This is a genomic window from Saccharomonospora saliphila YIM 90502 (assembly GCF_000383795.1).
Classification (GTDB): Bacteria; Actinomycetota; Actinomycetes; order Mycobacteriales; family Pseudonocardiaceae; genus Saccharomonospora; species Saccharomonospora saliphila.
Window position 1 is genome coordinate 5,005 of sequence record NZ_KB912672.1, and the last position, 4,950, is coordinate 9,954.

At 72.5% G+C, this 4,950-nt stretch carries 5 protein-coding genes; 2 read left to right on the plus strand and 3 right to left on the minus strand.

The features are described from left to right. Positions 1 to 138 precede the first annotated feature (138 nt). On the plus strand, positions 139 to 861 hold the full coding sequence (locus SACSA_RS0111530) for a GAF and ANTAR domain-containing protein (RefSeq protein WP_019816035.1): 723 nt from the start codon (positions 139 to 141) through the stop codon (positions 859 to 861). Here the strand turns inward: SACSA_RS0111530 and SACSA_RS0111535 are convergent. From SACSA_RS0111535 to SACSA_RS0111545, 3 genes are read right to left on the minus strand one after another with little or no spacing between them, the layout of a single operon-like run. Continuing rightward, the gene (locus SACSA_RS0111535) at positions 830 to 1,636 is read right to left on the minus strand and encodes an ABC transporter ATP-binding protein (protein WP_028661792.1); all 807 of its coding nucleotides are present in this window, start codon (positions 1,634 to 1,636) and stop codon (positions 830 to 832) included. The two genes, SACSA_RS0111530 and SACSA_RS0111535, sit on opposite strands and share 32 nt — an antisense overlap. Positions 1,637 to 1,679: 43 nt before the next feature. Continuing rightward, positions 1,680 to 2,750, minus strand: a complete 1,071-nt coding sequence (locus tag SACSA_RS0111540; RefSeq protein WP_019816037.1) for a FecCD family ABC transporter permease — start codon at positions 2,748 to 2,750, stop codon at positions 1,680 to 1,682. Further along, positions 2,747 to 3,799 (minus strand): FecCD family ABC transporter permease, encoded by a 1,053-nt coding sequence (locus SACSA_RS0111545; RefSeq protein ID WP_019816040.1) that lies wholly within the window; start codon positions 3,797 to 3,799, stop codon positions 2,747 to 2,749. Before SACSA_RS0111545 ends, SACSA_RS0111540 begins: the two co-directional genes overlap by 4 nt. Positions 3,800 to 3,904: 105 nt before the next feature. Here SACSA_RS0111545 and SACSA_RS0111550 point away from each other — a divergent pair, with 105 nt between their 5' ends. Next, on the plus strand, positions 3,905 to 4,897 hold the full coding sequence (locus SACSA_RS0111550; RefSeq protein ID WP_019816041.1) for an ABC transporter substrate-binding protein: 993 nt from the start codon (positions 3,905 to 3,907) through the stop codon (positions 4,895 to 4,897). Positions 4,898 to 4,950 lie beyond the last annotated feature (53 nt).

The following is a 4,950-nucleotide window of genomic DNA, read 5'->3' on the forward strand; positions in this document are numbered from 1 at the left end:
CGCGCCCCGGCGTGAGTGCCGCGCCGGGTAGCCGCGCGCGTGGCCGGCGCCACGCACAGGGCGTGACATTGTCCGCACGCGCCACGCGAGTGTGGTCGCCGGGGCCGTGTCCCCCGGCCGGTGTGTAATGCTGGACCGGTGAGCTACGAGGCTGTCGCGGCCGCCGGACCCGGTGAGCCCGCAGATGATCTCACGGCGGTGCTGAGCAAGATCGCCCGTACTCTGGAACCCGAGGCCGACCTCGACCGCACGGTCGCCACCATCGTGACCGCGGCCGCGGCCACGGTGCCGGGCGCGGACGAGGCGGGTGTCTCGCTGCTGGAGGACGGTGCCATGCGCTCGGTCGGGCCGTCCAGTGAGGTGGTCGCCCATCTCGACCAGCTCCAGCACAGGTTGCACGAGGGCCCGTGCGTCGATGCGATCTTCGAGCGACCGGTGTACCGCACGGGCGACATCAGCGCCGATCCCCGGTGGCCCCGGTTCAGCGCCGAGGCCGCCTCGACGGGTGTGTCCTCGATGCTGGGATTCCGGCTGTTCACCCATTCCTCGACGATCGGTGCGCTGAATCTGTACTCCTGGCGCGCCGACGCCTTCGACGAGGACGCCGAGCGCATCGGCGAGCTGTTCGCCGCCCACGCCGCCGTCGCGCTGGCCGGGTCGCGCGGGCTCGAGCAGTTGCACGGAGCACTGCGGACCCGCGACACCATCGGCATGGCCAAGGGCATTCTCATGGAGCGGCACGGGGTGGACGCCGACCGGGCGTTCGCCCTGCTGGTGAAGGCGTCCCAGCACGCCAACGTCAAGCTGCGCGACGCGGCCGAGTGGCTGGTCAACCGGTCGTCGTCCGGGAATGGGCACTGATCGGCACCACGAGGGGGGTACCGGCCACGGGGTCGGCCAGCACCTTGGCGTCGAGCCCGAACACCTCCGACAGCAGCCGCTCGGTCAGCACGTCGTCCGGTGTTCCCCGTGCCACGACGTGCCCGTCTCGCATCGCCACGAGCGTGTCGGCGTAGCGCGCGGCGAGATTGAGGTCGTGCAGCACCATCACCACGGTCGTGCCGCGCTCGGTGTGCAGGCCGTGCACCAGGTCGAGCACCTCGACCTGGTGTGCGAGATCGAGGTAGGTGATCGGCTCGTCGAGCAACAGCAGCGCGGTGTCCTGCGCCAGTGTCATGGAGATCCACGCGCGCTGGCGCTGGCCGCCGGAGAGCTCGTCGACGGCCCGGTCGGCGTGGGCGTCCATGCCCGTCATCGTCAGCGCGCGGCCGACGGCCCCCTCGTCGTCGGCGGACCACTGCCTGTGCCAGCTCTGGTGCGGGTGCCGCCCCCGCGAGACCAGGTCCCCGACGGTGAGCCCGTCGGGCGCGGTCGGCGACTGCGGCAGCAGCCCGACGGTGCGGGCGACCTCCCGGGTCGGTTGCTTGTCGATGCGTTTGCCGTCGAGCAGGACCGCGCCCCCACGGGGCCGCAGGAGCCTGCCCAATGCCCGCAACAGGGTCGACTTGCCGCACCCGTTGGGTCCGATGATCACCGTCACCGACCCGTCGGCGACGTCGAGGTCGAGCCCGTCCACCACGAGCCGCTCGCCGTACCCCAGACGGACGTCCTCCGCCCGCAATCTGGCTCGCGTCACATGCACCTCCTGCCGTGTCGGTCGTTCTCGGCTCCCGGTGGAGCTAGGCCCGCCGCCCCCGCACGAGAAGGTAGAGCAGGTAGGGCGCCCCGAGGATGGCCGTGAGCACCCCGACCGGCACCCCGGGCAGCACCACGCGCACGGCCAGGTCCGCGCTGACCGTGAGCAGCGCGCCCACCGCCATCGACCCGGCGAGGGGAGGCTGGGCCGTACGTGCCAGACGGGAGGCGATCTGAGGAGTCGCCAGGGCCACGAACGTGATCGGCCCGGCCACCGCGGTCGCCACGGCCGCCAGCGCGGCGGCCAGCAGCAAAAGCGTGCCCCGCGCCGCGTCGACCCGGATGCCCAGACCCCGCGCGGTGTCGTCGCCGAACTGGAGCCCGCGCAAGGTATGCGCGTACACGAGCGCGCAGGCGGCGAGCACGGTGAGCGCGACGGCGACCGGGCCGACGGCCTCCCAGCCGACGTCGGCGAGGTTACCGACGATCCACACGGTCGCCCGAGCGGCGTCGTCCACGTCCCCGACGGTGAGCAGCCAGTACACGATGTTGTAGCCGATCGCCGCGAGCCCGATCCCGATCAGCACCATGCGGAAGCCGTCGATGCCGCGTCGCCACGACAGCGCGTACAGCAGCAGTCCCGCGAACAGGCCGCCCACGAGGGCGGCCAGTGGGACGCCGAGCTGGGCGAGCGGGCCGCTGATCTGGCCGTAGCTACCGCCGGTGACGATCACCGCGACGGCGGCGGCTCCCGCCCCCCAGGTGATGCCGAGGATGTCCGGGCTGGCGAGTGGATTGCGGGCGATCGTCTGGAACAGCGCGCCCGCGAGGCCGAACGATGCCCCGACCAGGGCACCGGCCAGCGTCCGGGGCAGGCGCAGGTCGAGTACGATCCCGGTCTCGCGCCGGTCGCCGCCGCCGACGAGTGTGCGGACCACGTCGAGCGGGCCGATCTGGGCACTGCCCAGACTGATGTTGAGAGCGCCGACCACGAGCAGCACCACGATCGCCAGCAGCGGCACGAGGGCCGCCCGGGGCCGCAGCGTCCACGAAAGGGGCCCGAGGCGGACGTGCCGCCGCCCCGGAACGGCCTCGATCTCACGGAACGCACTCACAGCCGGGCCAGCCCCTTCCCGCGCACGAGCCGGATGAACACCGGGGCGCCGAGCACGGCGAGCATGATGCCGACTTCCAGCCTGTCGTCGGCCACCAGCCTGCCGAGCACATCGGCGAGCAACAGCAGGATGGCGCCCAGCAGCCCGGCGAACGGCACGAGCCAGCGGTAGTCCGGGCCGGTGAGCACCCGGGCCGCGTGCGGGACGAGCAGTCCCACGAACGCGATCGGCCCGCAGGCCGCCACCGCCGCGCCGACGAGCAGGGTGATCGCGCCGACACCCACGATCCGGGTGCGGGCGAGGTTCCGGCCCAGCGCGGTGGCGACGTCGTCGCCGAGGGCGAGGGTGTTGAGACCGGGCGCGTTGAGCAGAGCCAGGACGAGCCCGGCGAGCAGGAAGGGCAGCATCTGCCCGAGCACGGCGTAGTCGCGGCCCGCCAGCGAGCCGACCTGCCAGAACCGGAAGACCTCCATGCCCTGCTTGTTGGCGAGCACCACGGCAGCGGTGAGGCCGGACAGCAGGGCGCTCACCGCCGCTCCGGCGAGCGCGAGGGTCACCGGGGTGCTGCCCCCGCGTCCGCTGAGGGTGCCGAGTCCGAACACCACCGTGGCCGCGACGAGCGCGCCCGCGAACCCGAACCAGACGAACCCGGTGAGGTCGGTGATCCCGAACACCACGACGGCGGTCACGATGCCGAACGCGGCGCCCTGGTTCACCCCGAGCAGCCCGGGATCGGCGATGGGGTTACGGGTGTGGCCCTGCATGAGCGCCCCACCGATGCCGAGCGCGATGCCCGCCAGGATTCCCGCGAGCGTGCGGGGTGCGCGCAGGGACCGGACGATGATGTCGTGCTCGCCCCCCGTGGGGGCGGTCAGCGCACGCCACACGTCGGCCGGGGGCACCGGGTGCACCCCGTAGACGAGACTGAGCACCGCCGCGGCGACCAGGAGGAGGCCGAGCGCGGTCAGGCCCGGCCAGCGCCGTCTCCGCGCGCGGTCGAGCGGAGCGCCGGTGCCGGTGTCCGCCCGCGTGCTGAGCGTCGTGGCCATGTCCCGATCCCTGTCGCGTGTGCTGCGGACCTCTTTTGCCGCACGGACACGTGGGCTACAGTCCGGTGTTCGTTAGGAGAGCCTAACCGAATATGAAGGGTGACCATGATCCGCCTGTCCCGCCCGGCCGGCCGCACCGCCGTGGCCACCGCCGTTGCCTGCCTCGCGCTGTCCGCCTGCTCACCGGACGGTGAGCAGCCCGCCGACACCGGTGGCGAGCAGGGCGCGTACCCGCGCACGATCGAGCACGCGATGGGGGAGACGACGATCGAGCAGCGCCCGGAAACCGTCGCCGCGCTCGATTCCAGCTTCGCCGACGCCGCCGCCGCGTTGGAGACCGAGGTCGTGGCCTACACCCGCTATCCCGCCTCGGACGGGGTGCCCGAGTACCTCGGCGACGACGCGCGCCACCTCGCCGACGGGCGGGTGGTCGGCGACCTGTCCAGCCCGGACGTCGAGGCGCTGTACGACGTCGACCCCGACCTGATCGTCTCGGCGAAGGTGCGGCACGAGAGCCTCTACGACCAGCTTCCCGACCACATCCCGGCCGTGTTCAGCGAGACCACCGGGGCGACGTGGAAGGACAACATCCGCTTGCTCGCCAAGGCGCTGGGCAAGGAGGAGCTGGCCGAGCAGAAGATCAACGACTACGAGCGGCGGGCCGCCGAGATCGGCGAGGCCATCCGGGCGAAGACGGGCGGCACGCCGACCTACTCCCTGGTGCGGTTCGTCGAGGGTGAGCCGACCGTGCGGCTCTACACCGCCGACTCGTTCGGCGGCATCGTGCTCTCCGACGTGGGACTGGCCCGGCCCGAGGGACAGCCCGACGCCGACTCGCGGATCGCGGTGGAACTCAGCCAGGAGGACATCGCGCGGCTCGACGCCGACCGCATCTTCGTCTCGTCCTACGTCGATGACACCCAGCAGGCCGAGAACCCCAGGGAGCGGTTCGAGTCGAACCCCCTGTGGGCAACGCTGGAGGGCGAGATCAGTGAGGTGCCCGACCAGACCTGGTACGTGTCGGTGAGCTTGCAGGGCGCCCACGCCATGCTCGACGACATCGCGCGGGAGTTCGGCGTCGATCCCGCCCGCGGCTGATCCGCCCCGGCCCCGGCGCGGCTGCCCCGTTCGCGGCGGCGACGGGCCTTGGC

Coding starts and splice junctions, on each gene's coding strand:
- SACSA_RS0111545 (WP_019816040.1), bottom strand. CDS start 3,799: ATGGCCACGACGCTCAGCACGCGGGCGGACACCGGCACCGGCGCTCCG.
- SACSA_RS0111550 (WP_019816041.1), top strand. CDS start 3,905: ATGATCCGCCTGTCCCGCCCGGCCGGCCGCACCGCCGTGGCCACCGCC.